This window comes from Hydrogenophaga aromaticivorans (assembly GCF_013387465.1).
GTDB classification, from domain to species: domain Bacteria; phylum Pseudomonadota; class Gammaproteobacteria; order Burkholderiales; family Burkholderiaceae_C; genus Hydrogenophaga; species Hydrogenophaga aromaticivorans.
Genome location: NZ_VYGV01000025.1, coordinates 137375 through 157364 on the forward strand (window position 1 = coordinate 137375; position 19990 = coordinate 157364).

Here is a 19990-nt window from a genome sequence, read left to right on the forward strand (position 1 = left end):
CTGACCAGTTCACCACAACAATGCAGCCTGTAACCCGTCCCCTCGACGAACCCCGCACGGGTCCACGCATAGACTGGATTGACGCGGCCAAGGGGCTGGGCATCGTGCTGATCGTGATCGGCCACATTTATTCGGTCGCGGAGCCTTCGCCGCTCTATGTCTTCATCTACGCCTTTCACGTTCCGCTGTTTTTCTTCATTGCCGGTCTGACCTACCGTTTTGACCCGCCTGCCCTCCCGGCCTTCTTCCGCAAAAAGTTCCGTACCCTGCTGGTGCCCTACCTGTGCTACGCCGCACTGGGCTACCTTTTTTACCTCGCGGGTTACTGGGCTGCGGCCCGTTCGGGACTGAAACTGGAGCAGTTCAACCACGGCCTGCTCACGCCCTTCCTCGGCATTTTTTACGGATCGCTGGGTGACGGCCATCTGGTCAACACACCGGTCTGGTTTGTCATCGCCTTGTTCTGCACCCTGATGATCGGCCATCTGCTCCGGCGCCTGACCTCCTCCTTCGCGCTGCGGATGTTCATCGCCTTGCTGTTGACCGCGTGCGCCCATGCCGTCGCTCCGCACATGAAGCTGCCGTTCAGCCTCGGTCCGGCCCTGGTCGGCCTGGTGTTCTTCGAAACGGGCGTGGCGTTCCAGGGTCTCGCCCGGTCGGGCTGGCCGTCTGCCGGCTGGCGCTGGGGCGGGTTGGTCGTTTGCCTGTGCATCAGCCTGTTCAGCCAGATCAACGGCTTCGTGACCATGGCAGACACCCGGCTGGGGCACCCCGCACTCTTTTTCCTGTTCGCGTTCAGCGGGCTGTTCATGGTCTTGGCGATTGTCCAACTGCTGGGAAGCAAGGGGCGGTTCCTGGCCTGGATCGGACGCTACAGCCTGTCCATCATGCTGATTCACATGTTGATCATCAAATCGGTCAAGGTGGTGCTCGCGGGGGTGTTGTCGATGCCGATCCGGGAGATCGAGGCCAGCGTGGGCCTGGGTCTGGTGGTTCTGGCGGTCACCGCCGCCGTCCTGATCCCGGTGGTCGCCGTGATGGAAAACTGGCTGGCGCCCAGCCTGGGCAAAACCGGCGCCGTTCGCCTGACCGCCGGGGGCCGGGCTTGATCGCCGTGACCGGTGCCAGCGGCTTTGTCGGTCGTGCACTCTGCCAGGCCCTGGCCGATCAGGGCGTGCCTTTCCGCGCCTTGGTTCGTTCACCCAATACGCACCTGCCCCAGGCCCGCGTGATCGGCGACATCGGCGCCAACACCGACTGGGCCGCTGCCTTGCAGGGGGTCAGCTGCATCGTCCACTGCGCTGCGCGCGTCCATGTGATGCAAGACACCGAGGCAGATCCCCTGGCTGCTTTTCGGCGGGTGAACGTGGAAGGCACGCGCCACCTGGCGCACTCGGCAGCGCAAGCTGGTGTCCGAAGGCTGGTGTTTCTGAGTTCGCTCAAGGTGCTCGGCGAGCAGACCGCGCCGGGCCTGCGTTTCAACAGCCTGACGCCCCCGGCACCGGAGGACGCCTACGGTCGCTCTAAATGGGAAGCCGAGCAGGCCTTGTGGGCCGTTTCAAAACTCACCGGCCTGGAAGTCGTGGTGGTCCGTCCGCCGCTGGTGCACGGCCCGGGTGTCAAAGCCAATTTCCTGCGCCTGATGCAAGCGGTCGCGCGCGGTCTGCCCCTGCCATTTGGGCAGGTACACAACCAGCGCTCCCTGCTGGCCCTGGGCAACCTGACCGACCTGTTGCAGTTGTGCACCCGACACCCCGACGCGCCCGGACAGACCTTCCTTGCCTCGGACGATCAGGATGTTTCGACCCCCGATCTGGTGCGGGAGCTGGCCGCGGCCATGGGACGACAGCCCCGCCTGCTGCCGGTTCCGGTCAGCTGGTTGCGCTGGGCAGGCCGTCTGACCGGGCGGTTACACCAGATTGAGCGCCTGATCGGGTCCTTGCAGGTGGACATCGGGCATACTAGAGAGGTTTTGGACTGGTCCCCCCGTTTGACATTGCAGCAGGGTTTGAGGCTCACGGTGCAGGGTTTCACCAGATGAAGCGGGTTTTCGACTTCATGCTGGCGGCCTGTCTGGGGTTGCTGTTGCTGCTGCCGCTCGGGGTCATTGCCCTGCTTGTGCGCTGGACGTCGCCTGGACCCGCCCTGTACTGGAGTGACCGTGTTGGCCAGCACAATCGCATTTTTCGCATGCCCAAGTTTCGCAGCATGAGAGTGGACACGCCCGCCGTGGCCACCCATCTGTTGCCCAATCCGCAGGCCTGCCTGACACCGATGGGGGCTTTTTTGCGCAAAACAAGCCTCGACGAATTGCCGCAACTGTGGAACATCCTCAAAGGTGACATGAGTTTCGTCGGCCCTCGGCCGGCTTTGTACAACCAGGACGATCTGATTGCCTTGCGCACCCACCATGGCGTCGACCGGCTGGTTCCGGGTCTGACCGGGTGGGCACAAATCAACGGGCGGGACGAACTGCCGATTCCCGAGAAGGTTCGCCTGGACGCTGAATACTTGCGGACGCACTCCTTCGGGCTGGACCTCAAGATCATGTTCTTGACCGCGTGGCGCGTGCTGCGCCGTGACGGCGTCACCCACTGAAGTCAGGAACCCTCCGATGCTGAACCGTTTCGCCTTGCCCATACTCGCCATGCCGCGGCGTGCCAAGCGCGTCATCGTGCTGAGCGTGGACGCCTCGCTGTGCGTGATCACCGTATGGCTGGCTTATTACCTTCGCCTGGGTGAGTGGGTCAAGCTCTCCGGTGACGGCTTCTGGCAACCCTTGTGGGCCGTCGGTGGGTCGCTGGTCGTGGCCCTGCCGATTTTTGTCGTGAACGGGTTTTACCGCGCGATCTTCCGCTACTCGGGACTGACAGCGCTGATGACCATGATCAAGGCGATCGCTGTCTATGGGCTGCTCTATGCCACGGTCTTCACGGCCTTTGGTGTGAATGGCGTGCCGCGTACCGTGGGGCTCATTCAACCCATGCTGCTGCTGTTGCTGGTCGGAGCCTCGCGCATGCTGGCGCGCTTCTGGCTCGGAGGCCTCTACCGCAATCAACTCAAGCTGGTTGCGCTGCCCCGAGTGCTGATCTATGGCGCCGGCAATGCCGGCCGGCAGTTGGCTGCGGCCATGGCCAACAGCCACGAAATGCGTGTGGTGGGCTTTCTGGATGACGATGACCGCCTGCACGGTCACGTGCTCAATGGCCTGTCCATCTACAGCCCGGCAGATCTGCAGGGCCTCGTCAATTCGCTTCAGGTCAGTACCGTGTTGCTGGCCCTGCCATCGGTGAGCCGGCACCGCCGCAACGAACTCATCGCGCAGATGCTCGATGCCCACGTGCAGGTGCGCACCCTGCCCGCCGTGAGTGAGTTGGCGCAGGGCATGGTCAGCATCTCCGACCTGCGCGAACTCGATATTGACGACCTCCTGGGGCGCGAACCCGTCAGCCCCAACCACATCCTGCTGGGCAAGAACATCACCGACAAGGTCGTTCTGGTGACTGGTGCCGGCGGCTCCATCGGGGGGGAGCTCTGCCGACAGATTCTGGGCATGGCCCCTGCCACGCTCATCCTGCTGGAACAAAGCGAATTCGCTCTGTACGAAATCCAACAGGAGCTTGAAGACAAGCTCGCCGACGACACCACCCTGCTCGTGCCTGTTCTGGCATCGGTGCGGGATGCCGATCGTCTGCGGGATGTCATGGCCAGCTGGAAGCCGGACACGATCTACCACGCCGCGGCGTACAAACACGTTCCGCTGGTGGAACACAACCCGATCGAGGGCATCAAGAACAACACCCTGGGCACGCTGACCACCGCCCGGATCGCGGTGGAGCATGGCGTCACCGACTTCGTGCTGATCAGCACCGACAAGGCCGTGCGTCCGACCAACATCATGGGGGCCAGCAAGCGCCTGGCCGAAATGGCTTTGCAGGCCCTCGCCTCCACCGCGCCTCACACCCGGTTTTCGATGGTCCGGTTTGGCAACGTGCTGGGCTCATCGGGTTCGGTGGTGCCAAAGTTCCGGCGCCAGATCCGCGATGGGGGCGCCATCACGCTGACCCATCGGGACATCACACGCTACTTCATGACCATCCCCGAGGCTGCCCAGCTGGTGATTCAGGCCGGTGCCATGGCCAAGGGCGGCGATGTGTTTGTGCTGGACATGGGCGACCCTGTGAAGATCATGGACCTGGCCCTGCGGATGATTGAACTCTCGGGCCTGACCGTCAGGGACGAAGAAAACCCCGATGGCGACATCGCGATCGAGATCACCGGCCTGAGGCCGGGCGAGAAGCTCTACGAAGAGCTGCTGATCGGCAACGATCCGCGCCCCACATCACACCCGCGCATCATGAAGGCGAATGAAGAATTCCTTGCCTGGCCGCTGTTGCAGGACAAACTCCAGGAGCTGGAGAACCTGCTCGCCAGCAACGACGTCGAAAGCACCAAGGCGCTGCTGGTCGAGCTGGTTTCGGGCTACACCCCGCAAGACCTGGGGCTGGACGCCGCCAGCCCGGCCCGACGTCTGCGCTACTGCGTGTAAGGCCAGGAAATCCCCCAGTCTTTTTCCCGGCCTGCAGGGAGCCATGGAACCATGGCTAGTGCGGCCCCATCCTATCAATACATAGCGACTCAACGGTCAGGACTTCCATGAACAGCTTGAACAAGCACCGAATCGGCCTGGTGGGTACCGGGTTCATCGCCAGCGGTTTCGCGCGCCTGGTGCACAACCACGCACCGGACCTGGACATTGCAGCCGTGTTGACACGCCGTCCCCCCGACAACACCGAAGGCTTCCCCTTTCCCGAGCGGCTCACCCGTTCGGTTCAGGAACTGCTCGACAAGTGCGACATGATCGTGGAGTGCAGCGGCGACGTGCTGCACGCCACCGATGTCATCGACACAGCGCTGCGCGCCGGCAAACCGGTGGTGACCATGAATTCGGAGTTTCATGTCACCACCGGCTCCTGGTTTGCCGACAAGGGCCTGTTGACCGAAGCCGAGGGCGACCAGCCCGGCTCCATTGCAGCCTTGCGCGAAGAAGCCGTGATGATGGGTTTCAAGCCCCTGGTTTACGGCAACATGAAAGGCTTCCTCAACCACCACCCGACCCGTGAAGAAATGGCCTATTGGGCTGGCAAACAGGGCATCAGCGTCGAGCAGACGACCTCGTTCACCGATGGGACCAAGATCCAGATCGAGCAGGCGCTGGTGGCCAACGGCTTTGGCGGCACCATCACCCGGCAGGGCATGGAAGGCCCGAAGTCGGCGGATGTCACCAAAGCAGCCATTGAACTGGCCCGCACCGCGGCCGAACGCGGACAGGCAATTTCCGACTATGTGCTCTCGCCCGGAAACGCCGGCGTCTTTGTTGTCGGGACGCACGACAAGTCGGAATGGAAAGCGCTGAACTACCTCAAGCTGGGCGATGGCCCCTATTACGTGCTGGTTCGCCCGTTCCACCTCTGCCAGTACGAAATCATCAAGACCGTGCGCCGTGTCATCAACGGTGGTGGCGTGTTGCTCAACAACTCCATCGCCCCGACGGTTTCCATCGTCGGCATTGCCAAAACCGACCTGCCCGCAGGCACCCGGATCGACCGCGCCATCGGCGGTTTCCAGGTGCGCGGCGAAGCGGCCCGTATCCAGGACGTGCCGAACCATGTGCCCATTGGCATGATCCAGAATGCCGTGATCACCCGACCGGTGCTGGCCGGCCAGACCTTGAGCTTCGACGATGTCGAGCTGCCGGACACGCTCGCGCTGAGCATCGCACGCAAGCTCTACGCCTGACCGCCGCGGCCTCCGTTCGCAGGAGGCTGCCTTTTCTGCTCATGAATCGCCGCGCGCTGCGCGGCTTGTCTTTCCTCCATGTCTTCTGATCCCCACAGCTCCCAATACCGCCCCGACATCGATGGCTTGCGCGCGATTGCGGTGGTCTCGGTGGTGCTGCACCACGCTTTCCCCGAACACATCCGGGGTGGCTTCATCGGGGTGGACATCTTCTTCGTGATTTCCGGCTACCTGATCAGCTCGATCATTCTGGGCGGATTGAAGAAACAGCACTTCGGGTTTGCGGATTTTTATGTGCGCCGCATCAAACGCATCTTCCCGGCCTTGTTCCTTGTGCTGGCCACGGTGCTGGTGATGGGCTGGTACCAGCTGCTGCCGGTTGACTACAAACAGGTGGGCAAACACATTTTTGCGGGCAGCACCTTCATCTCCAACTTCGCCTTCTGGGGCGAAGCAGGCTACTTTGATGCGGACTCCGCCAACAAACCCCTGCTGCACCTCTGGTCACTGGCGATTGAGGAGCAGTTTTACATCTTCTGGCCACTCACACTGTTCGCACTCCACCGCTGGCGCATGAACGCGCTGCGCTGGATATTCGCCTTGCTGGTGGTTTCGTTCCTGATCAACCTGGCCCTGGTCAGGTCCTCACCCACCGCCGCCTTCTACAACCCGGTCTCGCGTTTCTGGGAACTGATGGTCGGCGCCTTGCTGGCGGCCATGCATGTGCACCGTGTGGGCTTGAAATCCATCTTCCACAACCAGGCGTCGACCCAGGAAGACAGCGTGACCGAGCGGCACTGGCGCAACAACCTGTGGTCGTGGACCGGCTTGGCGTTGCTGGTCATCGTGTTGCTCACCATCCACCCCGAACGCCACTTTCCGGGCTGGTGGGCCCTGTTGCCGACCCTGGGCACGGTGCTGCTGATCGCCGCCGGCCCCAGGGCCTGGTTCAACCGCCATGTCCTGGCCAGCAAACCTTTTGTCTGGATCGGCCTGATCAGCTACCCGCTGTACCTCTGGCACTGGCCGCTGCTGTCGTTTGCCCATATCCAGGCGGGTGAACTGCCGCACTGGCAAACCCAGATGGGCTGGATCGCCCTGAGCGTGCTGTTGGCCTGGCTCACCTTCCAGCTCGTGGAGAAACCGATTCGCTTTGGCCGATGGAACCGCAAAGTCGTGATCGGCACGCTGTGTGCCGGCATGACGGTCATGGCGGGGTCCGGCTACGCCACCTACCAGCGCGATGGCTTTGAGCAGCGCTTCCCGGAAATCGTGCGCAACATGATGTCCAAGGGTGGGAAAACCGCCGTCGTCGAGGGATGGCGCGACGGCGACTGCACGCTGGACTTCAGACTGCCGGCCTCCCATTACAAGGACTTCTGCATCGAGAAGAAGCGTCCGCTGGTGTTTCTTTGGGGCGATTCCCACGCCGGTTCGCTGTATCCCGGCTTCAAGGCCCTGCAGGCGGGTGGCAAGTACAACTTCGGCCTGGGCGAGCGTGCGGCCGCCATTTGCCCGTCCGTGCTCGGCATCGAACCCCGCCCCCTCTGCAAAAGTCTCAACGAGGCCAATATCCAGGCCATCCGGGATGCCAAACCCGACGTGGTAATCCTGTATTCCTGGTGGCACAACAAACGCTACGACCTGAGAAACCTCGAAGCCACGGTGGCAGAAATCAAGAAGGCCGGAGTCCCGCGGATCATCATGCTCGGCGCAGTACCGTACTGGAAAAAGCAACTGCCCCAGATCCTGCTGGAGGAATGGAAAAAAGGTCCGCCCATGAAGCGGCCTCCGATGCGGTTGAAAGACGAGTTCCTGGATCCCGGCGTCCGTGCCGCCACCGCGAGCATGCGGGCGCGGGCACAGAAGATGAACATCGAGTTCATCTCCGGCATGGATTATTTCTGCAACGAACAAGGTTGCCTGACCCGCATGTCCGAGGATTCTAGCCAACCTCTTTCATATGACTACGGACATCTGTCCACCAGCGCTTCCACCTACTACGTTGAACAACTGGCGCCTCTGATCTTCAAGACGAAATAGAGTCATCTGGCCTCTGCTCGTCGGGTATTCACGCGAAAAAAAGCCGGGTCAAAACCCGGTTTTTTTTGAGGCGTCTGATGCGCCCTTTTTGCGGAACGGTCGATCAGCGCGGGCTGCGACGCGCCACCGGGCGCGCTGTGCCGCCTTCGCTGCGGCGAGGGGCGAATTCGCCGCCACGCATGGCCGCACGTTCGGAGTTGCCGCGGTCGCTGAAGCGATCACCACCGGCGTCGCTGCGGCCGAAGCTGCCAAAGCCACTGGGCTTTCCAGCGGGACGCGCCGGGGCACCACGATCGGCAAAACCACGGCTCGGTGCGGCCGGGCGGCTGTCCGAACGGTTGTCAAAACGACCTTCGGGACGCGGGCCACCGCGGTTCTCGAAACGCGCAGGTTCGGCGCGGTTGTCGAAACGGCCTTGTTCACCACGGCCTTCGAAGCGCGGTGCATCACCACGGCCTTCAAAACGCGGAGCTTCGCTGCGACCTTCAAAGCGCGGACCGCGGGCCGGGCCACGGCGCTCGGCGTAACGCTCGTTGCCACCACGACCCGCCGGGCGGCCAGGACCGCCGCGACCGAAGGGCTCGGCCATCGGCGCACGCTGGCGCGGCTCCAGGCCGGTGACGGTTTCCACCGCAATGCGCTGGCGCGTGAAGGCTTCGATATCGCCGATCTTGCGGCGATCACGCAGTTCGGCAAAGGTCACCGCCAAGCCGTCACGACCGGCACGGCCGGTGCGACCGATGCGGTGGGTGTAATCCTCGGCCTTCATGGGAAGACCGAAGTTGAACACGTGGGTGATGGTGGGCACGTCGATACCGCGTGCGGCCACATCGGTGGCCACCAGGATCTGCACCTGACCGCCACGCAAGGCCATCAGGCGGCGGTTGCGGATGCCCTGGCTGAGCGCACCGTGCAACGCAACGGCGGCAAAGCCCACCTGCTGCAGGTCGGTGGCCAGACCATCGCATTCGATCTGCGTGCTGCAGAACACGATCGCCTGGTTGATACCGGTGTCACGCAGCCAGTGGTCCAGCAGCTTGCGCTTGTGGTCGGCGTTGTCGGCCCAGAACAGCACCTGTTTGATGTTGGCGTGTTGTTCCTGCGGGCTGTCGATCTGTACCTTCTGCACGTGCTTGCCGCCATCGTGCATCACGCGCATGGCGAGTTGCTGGATGCGCGGCGCGAAGGTGGCGCTGAACATCATGGTCTGGTGGCGCTGGCTGGTGAGGTCGTTGACTTCGGCCAGGTCGTCGGCAAAACCGAGGTCCAGCATGCGGTCGGCTTCGTCCACCACCAGGAACTGCACCTTGTCGAGCTTGAGTTGCTGCGAGCGTTGCAGGTCGAGCAGACGGCCCGGCGTGGCGACCACGAGGTCGGCGTTCTGCAGTTTGGCGATCTGCAACTGGTACGGCATGCCGCCGACCACGTTGGCGATGCGCAGGCCGCGGCAATGGCGCACCAGGTCGATGGCGTCGTTGGCCACCTGCTGGGCGAGTTCGCGCGTCGGGCACAGGATCAGGGCGCCGGGGGTGGCGGCCTTGAAGTTGCGCGGGTTGGTCGGGTCCTTGCGCTTGGCGCGCTTTGGAGCCACTTCACCACGGGCCAGCGCGTCGGCAACGCTCTGCTCGAACTCGGCCTTTTCGTTGGCTTCGGCCTGGGCCTGTTGCTGCAGCAGGGTGTGCAGCACGGGCAGCAGGAAAGCCGCCGTTTTGCCACTGCCGGTCTGGCTGGACACCATCAGGTCGGCAAAACGCTTTTCGCCTTCGCCGAGCATGGCCTTGGGCACCACGTTGTTTTGCACCTGCGTCGGCTGCACATAGCCGAGGTCGGCACAGGCTTGCACGAGTTCGGGTGCCAGACCCAGCAACTCGAAGCCATTGGGCTCAGCGGGAACGTCAGGGGTCTCCAGAACAACCGGCTGGTCCAGCAGGTTGTCGGATTCGTTGGAAATCATTTCGGGCGAGAAATCGCCGCGGGCTTCAAAAGAGTCGCTCATGTTCGTCCTTGCGCAGATACAGCGCAATTGATCGAAAAAAGCACAAGGATGATGCCCGCCTCATGGGCGGGCGCTCCTGGGCGCTTGATCCGTTCGTGGTTACAAAACATCAACCATCAAACGGTCAACGCGCTCGGTGTCCTGCTCAGAAGCAGATGACACCGGGAGCGAATGGCCTCTTCCGTGGCGCCAGCGGAGTGTTCCGTGGCGGGCTTGCAGATCACCTTCCTGGAAAGGTAAAAGCCAGCGCAAATATCGGGAGGCCTGGTGTGAGAGGCAGATGCACAAATCAGCACAGTTTCCTGCGCAGCCTGCGATTATCGCAGGTTTTCAGGGATAACCCTAGAAATATTTCAAAACATCAACCCAGCACTGCAGCAACGAGGTGGAACAGGATGGCCGCGAGCACCGCAGTGGCCGGCACGGTGACGATCCAGGCGGCCACGATCCGCAACACCGCTGAGCGCTTGACCAGCTCCTTCTTGTAGGCCTTCTTCAGCGCCTTCTGCTCCTTCTTGGCGAACACTGCGCCCTCAGCCGCTTCGTGCAGTCTGGCGCGACGCTTCATGTCGGCCAGCATGCGTTTTTTCTCTTGCACTTCAGCCGCTTCAAAACGCTGCAGGTAAGCCTCGACCTCGGCCCGGTCTTCGCCCTGGTGGCCGGCAAAAACCACCGCTTCCATCTTGGCGTAGTTCACCTTCAGCAGCTCGCGCAGAAAGCCCACACCGAACACGGCGCCAATCGAAATGTGGGTGGTCGAGACCGGCATGCCCATCTGCGAGGCCACGATCACCGTCAGCGTGGCCGACATGGCAATGGAGTAGGCCCGCATGTTGTCGAGCTCGGTGATTTCCTTGCCCACCGTGCGAATCAACCGTGCGCCATACAAGGCCAGGCCCGCAGCCAGGCCCAGCGCTCCCAGCACCATGACCCAAAGTGGGGTGGCGGCCTTGGTGGCGATCTCGCCCGCCTTCACCGCTTCATAGATCGCTGCGAGCGGACCCACCGCGTTGGCCACATCGTTGGCCCCATGGGCAAAACTGAGCAAGGCGGCCGAGCACACCAGAGGCCAGATGAACAAGCGATTGACGCCTTCCTTGCTGTTGTCCTGCCGCATGGCGGTGCGCGCAATCGGCTTGCGCACCAGGGCCCAGGCCACACCACCAAAACCTGCACCAGAAATCACCGCCACCCAGAAGTCCACCTTCACCAACTGCCCCAAACCCTTGAGCAGCATGTAGGTGCAAAAGGCCCAGGCCATCAGCGCAATCAGCCAGGGGACCACACGGCTGGCCGCCTCGGTCATTTCATTGCGGTAGGTGATGCTGCGCTTGATCAGGTAGAGAAACGCCGCGGCGACAGCACCACCGGACAGCGGCGAAATAACCCAGCTCATCACGATCGACCCGATGGTGCCCCAGTTCACCAGACCCCAGCCGCCGGCTGCAATGCCCGCGCCCATGACCGCGCCAATGATGGAGTGCGTGGTCGACACCGGCGCGCCAATGGCCGTGGCCAGGTGCAGCCACAGCGCCCCCGCCAGCAAGGCTGCAAACATCACCCAGGCGAACAGCGTCGCGTCGGTGATCTGCTTGCTGTCGATGATGCCGCCCTTGATGGTGCCCACCACCTCGCCGCCGGCCACGATGGCGCCCATGGCCTCAAAGACCGCGGCCACCACGATCGCCCAGCCCATCGTCATGGCGCCCGATCCCACGGCGGGGCCCATGTTGTTGGCCACGTCGTTGGCGCCAATGTTCATGGCCATGTAACCACCGACCACGGCCGAGATGATGAGCAACCAGACCGCCGTGCTGGACAGCCCCAGCACGTTGGCGCCCGTGAGCGACGCGTAAAGCCCCACCAGGAGCAGAAAACCGATGGCGGAAGCCAGCTGCAACGCATCCATGTGGCGGGTGACGAAGCTGGAACGGGATTTTTTTGTCATGAAAAGCTCTCGTGAATGACACGATTTTGACATGCCGACCTGACGGCCCAGGGCGCTGCGCAGGACCATCCAAGCCCGGCTGCGGGCTGGATTCGGGTGAAAACGGCGCTCCGGTCAGCGCAGGAAATGCGTTCGGTAATGCACCAGCTCGTCGATCGACTCGTGCACATCGGCCAGCGCCGTGTGCTTCTGGTGTTTCTTGAAAGCGTCGTACACCTCGGGGCGCCAGCGCTTGGCCAGCTCCTTGAGGGTGCTCACGTCCAGGCAACGGTAGTGGAAATACGCCTCCAGCTTGGGCATGTACTTCACCAGGAAACGGCGGTCCTGGCTGATCGTGTTGCCACACATGGGCGAGCCGTTCTTGGGCACGTAACGGGCGATGAAGGCCAGCAGTTCGGCCTGCGCCTGCTCTTCGTCGACCGTGCTGGTGCGCACCTTGTCGATCAGGCCACTCTTGCCGTGCGTGCCCTTGTTCCAGTTGTCCATGGCGTTCAGCACCGCATCACTCTGGTGGATCACCAGCACCGGTCCTTCCACGCGCGGCGTGAGTTGCGGTCCGGTGATGACGACCGCAATCTCCAGCAGGCGCTCTTTTTCGGGGTCGAGCCCGCTCATCTCGCAATCGAGCCAGACCAGATTCTGGTCACTCTTGGTCAGGACAGGGGTATCGCTCGGCGCGGCAAGTTCTGCGGCCGGCAACGAAGGGGTGGTGTGTTCGGTCATGCCGCCGATTTTCACCGATTGGCCTGTCCGCCCCGCCAGCGAGCCCGTCCGGGCCATCCCTCCCGGCACCATGTGCATGCGGTGTTGGATAGACTCCCCCCATGGAATCCCCCGCCCTGATGCTTTCCCTCGTTTTCTGCGCCCTGCTCGTGGCCGGTCTGATCACGCGCACCGTGCTGGCCAGCCGGCAGATCCGGCACGTGGCCCGGCACCGCGCCACCGTACCGGCCGCTTTTGCCCAGACCATCACACCCGAAGCCCACCAGAAAGCGGCCGACTACACCATCACCAAAGCCCGTTTCGGCCTGCTGGACACTGCCCTGGAAGCCGCCATGTTGCTGGGCTGGACGCTGCTGGGCGGACTCGACTGGCTGAACCAGACCCTGCTGGCGGCGCTCGGTGGCGGCATGGTGCAACAGCTCAGCCTGCTGGCCGCTTTTGCTTTGATCGGTGGACTGGTCGGGCTGCCACTCGCCTGGTGGTCCACCTTCCGCATCGAAGAGCGCTTCGGCTTCAACAAGATGACGCTCTCGCTCTGGCTGGGCGACCTGCTCAAGGGCGCGCTGGTGGGTGCGCTCGTGGGCCTGCCCATCGCCGCGCTGGTGCTGTGGCTCATGGGTGCCGCGGGCGTGAGCTGGTGGGTGTGGGCCTGGGGTGTCTGGATGGCCTTCAACCTGCTGGCGCTGGTGCTCTACCCCACCCTCATCGCCCCGCTGTTCAACAAGTTCGAGCCGCTGCAGGACGAAACCCTCAAGACCCGGGTCAACGCGCTCATGCAGCGCTGCGGCTTTGCCGCCAAGGGCCTGTTCGTCATGGACGGCAGCAAGCGCAGTGCCCACGCCAACGCCTACTTCACCGGTTTTGGTGCCGCCAAGCGCGTGGTGTTCTTTGACACCCTGCTGCAGCAACTCAACCCGGCCGAGATCGACGCCGTGCTCGCCCACGAACTGGGTCACTACAAACGCCGCCACATCCTCAAACGCATCGTGCTCATGTTCGCCCTGAGCCTGCTGGGTTTTGCCCTGCTGGGCTGGGTGTCGGGTCAGACCTGGTTCTACACCGGCCTGGGGGTCATGCCGTCGCTGGATGCGCCCAACAACGCCCTCGCGCTGCTGCTCTTCATGATGGTGGTGCCGCTGTTCACCTATTTCCTGTCGCCGCTGATGGCGCGCATGTCGCGCAGCCACGAGTTTGAGGCCGACGCCTACGCCATGGCGCAAACCAATGGCCAGGACCTCGCCAGTGCGCTGCTCAAGCTCTACAAGGACAACGCCAGCACCCTCACTCCCGACCCCGTGTTCGCGCGCTTCTACTACTCCCATCCGCCCGCGAGCGAACGCATCGCCCGCCTGCGCGCCACCGGCACCCCGGCCTGATCCACATTGATGCCCCCAAGGCCCATGAACCCGATCCACCAGAACCGGCAAGCCCTGTCCGCCACCGCGGTCGTGACCCAGCTCACCCAGCTCAATGGCGACGCCGCCCAGGGCTGGAAACTGATCGACGGGGCGCTGGAGAAGACCTACACCTTCCCCGACTTCCACGCCACCATGGCCTTCGTCAACGCCGTGGCCTGGATCGCGCACCGGGAGAACCACCACCCCGATCTCGCGCTCGGCTTTGGGCGCTGCACCGTGCGCTTCAACACACACGACGTGGGCGGCATCTCGGTGAGCGATTTTTTCTGCGCCGCCGCGGTCGACGCGCTGCTGAAAGACTGAATGCACGCCCTCCCTACCACCGGACCCACGCCTTGAGCAAACACCCCGCCACCCCCGCAGCCGGTGCGCTGCAGCCCGGTCTGGTGGTCGCCGCCTTCGGGCGGCATTGCCTGGTGGAGAGCCCCGATGGCACACGGCGCATCTGCCATCCCCGGGGCAAAAAGAACGCCGTGGTGGTTGGCGACCGGGTGGCCTGGCAGGCCACCGGGGACGAGGGCAGCATCGAACGCGTGGAACCGCGGCGCAACCTGTTCTACCGGCAGGACGAGATGCGCACCAAGTCGTTTGCCGCCAACCTCGACCAGATCCTGGTGTTGATCGCGGCCGACCCGGAGTTCTCCGAGCGCCAACTCGCGCGCTCGCTGATCGCCGCCGAAGCCGAGGGCATTCCGGTGCTGATCGTGCTCAACAAGAGCGATCTGCAACCCGCCTTCGACCAGGCGTGGGAACGGCTGGAGAGCTACCGCCGCATGGGCTGCGAGGTCCTGCCCCTGCGGCTCAAGGGCCAGACCGCTGCCGAAACCGAACGGGGCCTGATCGAACTGGAGCAACACCTGGCGGGCAAGACCACGCTCGTGCTCGGTCCTTCGGGCGTGGGCAAAAGCACGCTGGTCAACCGGCTCGTGCCACACGCCAAGGCGCTGACCGGTGAAATTTCCCGCGCGCTCAACTCCGGCAAACACACCACCACCAGCACCACCTGGTACTGGGTGGACGGGACGCGCAGCACCGCCCTGATCGATTCCCCGGGGTTTCAGGAATTCGGCCTCAACCACATTGAACCGATGCAGCTCGCGCACTTCATGCCCGACCTGCGCGCCACGCTCGGCCATTGCCGCTTCTACAACTGCACGCACCTGCACGAACCAGGCTGCGCGGTGCGCGATCAGGTGATGGGCGTCGAAGACGCGGGCCGCGCGAGCAAAGAAAAAAGCATCGGCGACAACCGCTACCGGATCTACGGCGAACTGTTCGCCGAACTCTCGGCCCGCCGCAGCTACTGAGAAAGACCGCCCCCGCAGCGCTTCGCGCTACCCCCTCACGGGGGCGACACCAGACGTCCGGCAAAGCCGGCCCGGCGGTGTCCCCGGTTGGACCATGTCGTGCGACGCAAATCGCGCAGCTTCGAGATGAAACTGTGGCCCGCCCTACAGCTCATCCAATCAAGCGGGCCAGCGTCAGCAGCGCCAGCAGCAACATCCACAGCACCACGCTGCGCCAGACCAGACCCACGGCGCTCGCCAGATGGGCGATCTGGGGTTCGGCTCTGGAACTGCCCTCCACGGTTTCGACCACGCCCTCGACCTCGGCGAGCTGCGCCAACCGCACACCGAGCGCGCCCGACGTGGCCGCCAGCAACACGCCGTCGTTCCCGTGCGCAAAGCGGTCGGACTCATCGCGCCAGCTGGCCACCGCCTCTTCGAAGTTGCCCACGATGGCGAAGCCCAGCGCGGTCACCCGCGCAGGCAGGTAGTCCACCCAGGCCCATGCGGTGGCAGCCGCCTGCTGCAGGGCGGCGCTGGGCGTGCCATCGGGTCGGGCGCGCCAGTTGCGCGCCAGGTATTCGGCCATGCGGTAGAACACCGCCCCCGACGGCCCCAGCCCCAGCACCCAGAAGATCACAAAACAGGCCAGCACACCAAACACATGGCGGTGGGCCGCCAGCACCGAGTGCTCGATGACCTGGCGCAGCAGCTCGGCGCGTGGCAGGCTGGCCGCATCCACCCGCAGCCAGGCGGCCAGCTTCTCACGGGCTTCCGTGTCGTTTCCGGTCTCCAGCGCCTGGCGGATGTCGGTGAAATGGTGGCTGAACTGCCGGAACCCGACCATCACGTACAGCACCACCACCAGCCACGCAAAGGCCAGCACCGTGCTGAACGTCCACAGCCCCCAGTACACCAGGCCGGCGAGCAGCGCCGGCACCCCCGCGGCCAGCAACCAGGCCAGCCAGCCGTGGGCACTCTGCCCGGCATCGAGGTTGCGGCGCACCAGCCGCGCCCAGGCACGCAAGCCCGAATGCACCGGGTTGTCGTAGGCGAGCGGGCGCGCCTGTTCCAGCAGGAAAGCGATCAGGATGGCGAAGAAACTCATGGGTCAATGATAGTGTCTGGTCCCATGTGCGGGTGGCTGGCACCCAGCGGACACCACATTCAGCGCGGCGCCCCTTCAGGCACCAGGCGTCAGGCGCTGAGCAGCCGGTAGAAGTTGCGCAACATGCCGGCCGTGGCCCCCCAGATGAAGCGCTCGTGCTCGCCGTCCTGGTAGGGCATCGAGTACCACTCGCGCACCACGCCCTCCCATTCCAGGGCGTGCCTGCGGTGGTGTGCCGGGTTCATGAGGAAGTCGAGCGGCACCTCGAACACATCGTCCACCTCGTGCGGGTTGGGCTGCAGGGTGAAGCCAGGTTGCACCAGGCCCACCACGGGCGTCACGATGTACGAGGTGCCCGTCACATAAACCGGCAGGCTGCCCAGCACCTCCACCCGGTCCGGGGGCAATCCGATCTCTTCAAAGGTCTCGCGCAAGGCCGCAGCCGTGGCGTCGGCGTCCGTGGCATCCAGCTTGCCCCCGGGAAACGCAATCTGGCCCGAATGGGTGGACAGGTGGGCCGTGCGCTGGGTCAGCAACAGGGTCGGTCGCGCGTGCATCACCAGTGGCAGCAAGACCGCCGCCTGCGCGGGCGCCCGGTCGGCAAACTTCACCTCCTGCCGCAACTCGGGTGTCCAGGCGGGTGGCCGGGCGAACCGTTCACGCAGGCCTTGCTCGGTCAGGTGATCGGCGCGGGCGGGCCGCAAGCTTTCACGGGATGCGCTGGGCACCACCGGGATCAGGCGCGGATCAAAAACAGGCAATGTTTGAGACATGGTGGTCCGAGCATAGGACACAAGGCGCTTAGGGCCTGTTCACACTATTTTTTCCCAGTGCGAATGGGCTGAAAACAGCGCCAATCTAGACGCGCGACGACGGCCAGACTGGATGTCTGGCCTAGGAGTGCAACGACGAGTGGCGTTGTTTTCAGCCCATTCCCTTCGGGTTGCGGCCAAAAAGACCATGCGCGGCGTTGCGAAGCCTTGCCGGGGGGCGACCCCGGCTGCGTTTCGCGCCTTGCGCATGGCTTTTTTGATCCGCAACGCATTTTGGAACAATAGTGTGAACAGGCCCTACCCGATCATCCCGCCAGGAACAGCCCCAGCGGGCACAAAAAAGCCGCTCCAGGGAGCGGCTTTTTGCGAAGGGAAGCGGTCGCCGATCAAGCGCCCAGCTTTTCCTTGATACGTGCCGACTTGCCGCTGCGCTCGCGCAGGTAGTACAGCTTGGCACGGCGCACGTCGCCACGGCGCTTGACTTCGATCTTGGCGATCAGCGGGCTGTACAGCGGGAACGTACGCTCAACGCCTTCGCCGTTGGAGATCTTGCGCACGATGAAGTTGGAGTTCAGGCCACGGTTGCGACGGGCGATCACCACGCCTTCGTAAGCCTGGAGGCGCTTGCGCGTGCCTTCGATCACGTTGACGCTGACGATCACGGTGTCGCCAGGCGCGAAAGCGGGAATGGTCTTGCCAAGGCGAGCAATTTCTTCTTGCTCAAGGGTCTGGATGAGGTTCATGGTTTCCTGTTTTCACGATCATGCCCGCGCTGCACTAAAGGCCACGAATCCGGCAAAAGCCCTGTCCAGCTGGCACCGTCGAACGGCGCTGGCTGCGGGCTGGCCCGGTCATGGCGGCCGGTCAGAGGATCGAAAAGCCTTGGATTATAGCCTTTTCGGCTGGCTCAGAAAAGCCTCGTCGGCTTTGCTGAGGCGACCAGCCGCCCTCGCCTCCTCCAGCAGCTCGGGCCGCAGGCGGGCGGTGAGCGCCAGACTCTGCTCGCGCCGGTAGCGCGCGATGCGCTCGTGGTGCCCACCCTGCAGCACGTCTGGAACGGCCATCGGTCCCTGCGGGCCGTTCCAGACCTCGGGCCGGGTGTGGTGCGGGCTGTCGAGCAGACCGTCCAGCGCCGGATTGAAGCTGTCCTGCTGGTGGCTGCCCTCATCGCCCAGCACGCCCGGCATGAGACGCGCCACCGAATCCAGCAAAGCCAGCGCAGCGATCTCGCCACCTGAGAGCACAAAGTCACCCAGGCTGATCTGCTGATCGACACAGGCGTCGATGAAACGCTGATCGATGCCCTCGTAGCGTCCACACACCAGCACCGCGCCGGTGCTGGCGGCCCACTGTGTAGCGCCCGCATGGTCCAGACGCTGGCCGATAGGCGAAAACAACACCACCGGCGCGCGTTTTTCGCCGGGTTCGGCCCGGTCGGCACGGATGGCCTGCAAGCACTGCCAGAGCGGCTCGGCCATCATGACCATGCCAGGGCCACCGCCAAACGGCCGGTCGTCCACGCGGCGGTAATTGCCCTCGGCGAAATCACGCGGGTTCCACAGACGCACATCCACCTGTTTCGACTCGAACGCACGGCGGGTGATGCCGCTCTTGAAAAACGGCTCAAACAGCTCGGGAAACAGGGTGATGACGTCAAAGCGCATGTGGGTATTGTCACCCCCCTGCGCAGCTGCGCGGCTTCCCCCCAGGGGGACAACGCCTTAGGCCCGGCGAAGCCGGTTCCTCGGCGTTTGCTGGGTTGGACCTGGGCGCGCCGCGATCCCTTGCTTCGGAGAAACCTCGGCAACTGGCTTCACACCACACTCAAGAGCGAGGTGTCTCGCCCAGCTGGCGCTGTCGATCCGGCTTGGCCGGTCAAAGGGCGCCGTCCCCCTTGGGGGGAAGCCGCACAGCGGCGCAGGGGGGGTTAGTAGTCGATACCCCAGTCGGCCGTGATGCGACGGGCTTTGAGATCGACGTCGTCGATGTAGGCGGCCACGAAGGGAATCATGCGCTCGGCGCTCTGTTCCTTGCCATCCACCGTCTCGGTGTATTCCATCACCAGCACCGAGTTGGGTCCGGTGGGCATGAGGTCGCGCACCACGCCCAGGTGCACGCCATCGCGGTTGACCACGGTGAGGCCGATCAGGTCGACCCAGTAGTACTCGCCATCGGGTGTGGCCGGGAACGCACTGCGCGGCAGATAGATGCGCACGCCCTTGAGCGCTTCGGCCCCGTTGCGGTCGTCCAGCCCTTCGATCCGGGCCACGATGCCGTCGGAGTGGGCCTTGATCTCGGCCACTTTCACCCGGACACCGCCCGCAAACGCCGAAAAGCCGCGCGCGAAGCGGGCTTCGGGCGGCTGGAGAAACCATTCGGACGATTCAAACAGCGCCGAAGTGTCGGCGCTGTGCGGCAGGATGCGAACCCAGCCTTTGATGCCCCAGGCTTCCTGGATGCGGCCCAGTTCGATGGCGTCGTCCGGGAGGGACGCGGTGGCGAACGGGCTGTTGGACATGCAGGAAAGAGGCAAACCGGCCAGCCCTGTGCGGGCCGGCCAGGCCCATCAGGCGGGCACGGCCTTGGCGGCGGCCTGCTTGACCAGGCGGGACACGGTGTCCGACGGCTCGGCGCCGACGCTGGTCCAGTAGGTCAGGCGGTCCATGGCGACGCGCAGGGGCTCTTCACCACCGCGGGCCAGCGGGTTGTAGAAGCCGATGCGCTCGATGAAGCGGCCATCGCGGCGGTTGCGCTTGTCGGCAACCACGATGTTGTAGAACGGGCGCGATTTGGAACCGCCGCGGGAGAGTCGGATGACGACCATGATTTATCCTTCGGATGGAGAAGCCCCAAAATCGGGACTTCAGTGGGTTTTTTTGGCTGAATAAACCCCATT

General features: G+C 63.9%; 18 protein-coding genes. 9 read left to right on the top strand and 9 right to left on the bottom strand.

The features are described 5' to 3' along the window. Positions 1-20 precede the first annotated feature (20 nt). From F3K02_RS22720 to F3K02_RS22745, 6 genes are all read left to right on the top strand, one after another. Positions 21-1109, top strand: a complete 1089-nt coding sequence (locus F3K02_RS22720) for an acyltransferase family protein (protein WP_177138236.1) — start codon at positions 21-23, stop codon at positions 1107-1109. A gap of 5 nt (positions 1110-1114) precedes the next feature. Beyond that, on the top strand, positions 1115-2041 hold the full coding sequence (locus F3K02_RS22725; protein ID WP_343067144.1) for a UDP-glucose 4-epimerase family protein: 927 nt from the start codon (positions 1115-1117) through the stop codon (positions 2039-2041). Further along, positions 2038-2598, top strand: coding sequence for a sugar transferase (locus F3K02_RS22730; RefSeq protein WP_177138238.1), 561 nt, complete (start codon positions 2038-2040; stop codon positions 2596-2598). Before F3K02_RS22725 ends, F3K02_RS22730 begins: the two co-directional genes overlap by 4 nt. Positions 2599-2614: 16 nt before the next feature. Next, entirely contained in the window at positions 2615-4549 is a 1935-nt protein-coding gene (locus tag F3K02_RS22735) for a polysaccharide biosynthesis protein (RefSeq protein WP_177138239.1), read from the top strand. Positions 4550-4656: 107 nt separating this feature from the next. Continuing rightward, positions 4657-5799 carry a Gfo/Idh/MocA family oxidoreductase gene (locus F3K02_RS22740; protein ID WP_177138240.1) on the top strand — a complete coding sequence of 381 codons (1143 nt, stop codon included), beginning with the start codon at positions 4657-4659 and terminating at the stop codon, positions 5797-5799. 78 nt (positions 5800-5877) lie between these two features. Continuing rightward, complete coding sequence (locus F3K02_RS22745; protein ID WP_177138241.1) at positions 5878-7842, top strand: acyltransferase family protein; 1965 nt, start codon at positions 5878-5880, stop codon at positions 7840-7842. Positions 7843-7945: 103 nt separating this feature from the next. Here F3K02_RS22745 and F3K02_RS22750 read toward each other — a convergent pair whose 3' ends face one another. The 3 genes from F3K02_RS22750 to orn all read right to left on the bottom strand — a co-directional run bounded on the left by F3K02_RS22750 (position 7946) and on the right by orn (position 12509). Then, positions 7946-9838: a DEAD/DEAH box helicase gene (locus F3K02_RS22750; RefSeq protein ID WP_177138243.1), complete on the bottom strand. Its 1893-nt coding sequence runs from the start codon at positions 9836-9838 to the stop codon at positions 7946-7948. Between the two features lie 361 nt (positions 9839-10199). Further along, positions 10200-11786: an inorganic phosphate transporter gene (locus F3K02_RS22755; RefSeq protein WP_177138245.1), complete on the bottom strand. Its 1587-nt coding sequence runs from the start codon at positions 11784-11786 to the stop codon at positions 10200-10202. 114 nt (positions 11787-11900) lie between these two features. Beyond that, a complete protein-coding gene (gene orn / locus F3K02_RS22760; RefSeq protein WP_177138247.1) occupies positions 11901-12509 on the bottom strand; it encodes an oligoribonuclease in 609 nt (202 codons plus the stop codon). A 101-nt stretch (positions 12510-12610) separates the two neighbouring features. Between orn and F3K02_RS22765 the strand changes: the two genes are divergently transcribed. From F3K02_RS22765 to rsgA, 3 genes are read left to right on the top strand one after another with little or no spacing between them, the layout of a single operon-like run. Beyond that, positions 12611-13885, top strand: a complete 1275-nt coding sequence (locus F3K02_RS22765) for a M48 family metallopeptidase (RefSeq protein WP_177138249.1) — start codon at positions 12611-12613, stop codon at positions 13883-13885. Between the two features lie 24 nt (positions 13886-13909). After that, positions 13910-14230 carry a 4a-hydroxytetrahydrobiopterin dehydratase gene (locus F3K02_RS22770; protein ID WP_177138251.1) on the top strand — a complete coding sequence of 107 codons (321 nt, stop codon included), beginning with the start codon at positions 13910-13912 and terminating at the stop codon, positions 14228-14230. Positions 14231-14262: 32 nt separating this feature from the next. Next, entirely contained in the window at positions 14263-15234 is a 972-nt protein-coding gene (rsgA, locus tag F3K02_RS22775) for a ribosome small subunit-dependent GTPase A (protein WP_177138259.1), read from the top strand. 151 nt (positions 15235-15385) lie between these two features. Here the strand turns inward: rsgA and F3K02_RS22780 are convergent, their stop codons facing one another. From F3K02_RS22780 to rpsP, 6 genes are all read right to left on the bottom strand, one after another. Further along, positions 15386-16321 carry a CobD/CbiB family protein gene (locus F3K02_RS22780; RefSeq protein WP_177138261.1) on the bottom strand — a complete coding sequence of 312 codons (936 nt, stop codon included), beginning with the start codon at positions 16319-16321 and terminating at the stop codon, positions 15386-15388. A gap of 89 nt (positions 16322-16410) precedes the next feature. Then, entirely contained in the window at positions 16411-17094 is a 684-nt protein-coding gene (locus F3K02_RS22785; RefSeq protein WP_177138263.1) for a CoA pyrophosphatase, read from the bottom strand. Between the two features lie 386 nt (positions 17095-17480). Beyond that, complete coding sequence (gene rplS, locus F3K02_RS22790; protein ID WP_177138265.1) at positions 17481-17837, bottom strand: 50S ribosomal protein L19; 357 nt, start codon at positions 17835-17837, stop codon at positions 17481-17483. Between the two features lie 144 nt (positions 17838-17981). Beyond that, positions 17982-18758: a tRNA (guanosine(37)-N1)-methyltransferase TrmD gene (trmD, locus tag F3K02_RS22795; RefSeq protein WP_177138267.1), complete on the bottom strand. Its 777-nt coding sequence runs from the start codon at positions 18756-18758 to the stop codon at positions 17982-17984. Positions 18759-19021: 263 nt separating this feature from the next. After that, positions 19022-19612, bottom strand: coding sequence for a ribosome maturation factor RimM (gene rimM / locus F3K02_RS22800; protein ID WP_177138269.1), 591 nt, complete (start codon positions 19610-19612; stop codon positions 19022-19024). 48 nt (positions 19613-19660) lie between these two features. After that, positions 19661-19918, bottom strand: a complete 258-nt coding sequence (gene rpsP, locus F3K02_RS22805) for a 30S ribosomal protein S16 (protein WP_177138277.1) — start codon at positions 19916-19918, stop codon at positions 19661-19663. Positions 19919-19990 lie beyond the last annotated feature (72 nt).

Excerpts from the sequence above, each read along its gene's own strand:
- F3K02_RS22770 (WP_177138251.1), top strand. The coding sequence starts at position 13,910 with ATGAACCCGATCCACCAGAACCGGCAAGCCCTGTCCGCCACCGCGGTC.
- F3K02_RS22785 (WP_177138263.1), bottom strand. The coding sequence starts at position 17,094 with ATGTCTCAAACATTGCCTGTTTTTGATCCGCGCCTGATCCCGGTGGTG.
- trmD (WP_177138267.1), bottom strand. The coding sequence starts at position 18,758 with ATGCGCTTTGACGTCATCACCCTGTTTCCCGAGCTGTTTGAGCCGTTT.
- F3K02_RS22765 (WP_177138249.1), top strand. The coding sequence starts at position 12,611 with ATGGAATCCCCCGCCCTGATGCTTTCCCTCGTTTTCTGCGCCCTGCTC.
- rimM (WP_177138269.1), bottom strand. The coding sequence starts at position 19,612 with ATGTCCAACAGCCCGTTCGCCACCGCGTCCCTCCCGGACGACGCCATC.
- rplS (WP_177138265.1), bottom strand. The coding sequence starts at position 17,837 with ATGAACCTCATCCAGACCCTTGAGCAAGAAGAAATTGCTCGCCTTGGC.
- orn (WP_177138247.1), bottom strand. The coding sequence starts at position 12,509 with ATGACCGAACACACCACCCCTTCGTTGCCGGCCGCAGAACTTGCCGCG.
- F3K02_RS22720 (WP_177138236.1), top strand. The coding sequence starts at position 21 with ATGCAGCCTGTAACCCGTCCCCTCGACGAACCCCGCACGGGTCCACGC.
- F3K02_RS22745 (WP_177138241.1), top strand. The coding sequence starts at position 5,878 with ATGTCTTCTGATCCCCACAGCTCCCAATACCGCCCCGACATCGATGGC.
- F3K02_RS22780 (WP_177138261.1), bottom strand. The coding sequence starts at position 16,321 with ATGAGTTTCTTCGCCATCCTGATCGCTTTCCTGCTGGAACAGGCGCGC.
- rpsP (WP_177138277.1), bottom strand. The coding sequence starts at position 19,918 with ATGGTCGTCATCCGACTCTCCCGCGGCGGTTCCAAATCGCGCCCGTTC.
- F3K02_RS22735 (WP_177138239.1), top strand. The coding sequence starts at position 2,615 with ATGCTGAACCGTTTCGCCTTGCCCATACTCGCCATGCCGCGGCGTGCC.
- F3K02_RS22750 (WP_177138243.1), bottom strand. The coding sequence starts at position 9,838 with ATGAGCGACTCTTTTGAAGCCCGCGGCGATTTCTCGCCCGAAATGATT.
- F3K02_RS22740 (WP_177138240.1), top strand. The coding sequence starts at position 4,657 with ATGAACAGCTTGAACAAGCACCGAATCGGCCTGGTGGGTACCGGGTTC.
- F3K02_RS22755 (WP_177138245.1), bottom strand. The coding sequence starts at position 11,786 with ATGACAAAAAAATCCCGTTCCAGCTTCGTCACCCGCCACATGGATGCG.
- F3K02_RS22730 (WP_177138238.1), top strand. The coding sequence starts at position 2,038 with ATGAAGCGGGTTTTCGACTTCATGCTGGCGGCCTGTCTGGGGTTGCTG.